General features: G+C 62.6%; 1 protein-coding gene. It reads left to right on the top strand.

The window, feature by feature from the left end:
* On the top strand, positions 1 to 714 hold a 714-nt coding region (locus tag A5658_RS20115; protein ID WP_156751571.1), incomplete at both ends, for an MMPL family transporter.

Genomic DNA, 714 nt, shown 5'->3' with positions numbered 1-714 from the left:
CGTGATGCTGGCCGTCCGGTTGATCATCTCGCACGAGGGCGACCCCGCCACCCCCGAGGGCATCAGCCACATCGCGCCGATCAAGAAAGCCGTGCACGAGGCGATCAAGGGCACGCCCTGGGAGGGCGCCAAGATCTACCTCGCCGGCACCGCAGCCACCTTCAAAGACTGGAAGGACGGCTCCAAGTACGACCTGATGATCGCCGGAATCGGTTCGCTCTGCCTGATTTTCATCATCATGCTGATCATTACCCGCAGTCTGATCGCGGCGGCGGTGATCGTCGGGACGGTCGCGCTGTCGTTGGGGGCATCGTTCGGCATGTCGGTGCTCGTCTGGCAATACTTCCTCGGTATCAAACTGCACTGGATGGTGCTCGCGATGTCGGTGATCGTGCTGCTTGCCGTCGGTTCGGACTACAACCTGTTGTTGATATCCCGCTTGAAAGAGGAGATACCCGCCGGGCTGAAGACCGGGATCATCCGCGCGATGGGCAGCACCGGCAAGGTGGTGACCAACGCCGGTCTGGTGTTCGCGTTCACGATGGCCTCAATGGTGGTCAGCGACCTGCGCATCATCGGCCAGGTGGGCACCACCATCGGTCTCGGCCTGCTGTTCGACACGTTGGTGGTGCGCTCGTTCATGACGCCGTCGCTGGCCACACTGCTCGGACGTTGGTTCTGGTGGCCGCAACATGTCCGCCCACGACCGGCCAG

The organism is Mycobacterium sp. 1245111.1 (assembly GCF_001673405.1).
GTDB lineage: Bacteria > Actinomycetota > Actinomycetes > Mycobacteriales > Mycobacteriaceae > Mycobacterium.
Note: the sequence above shows the minus strand (reverse complement) of the source record. Positions and strands in the feature narration are given on the sequence as shown.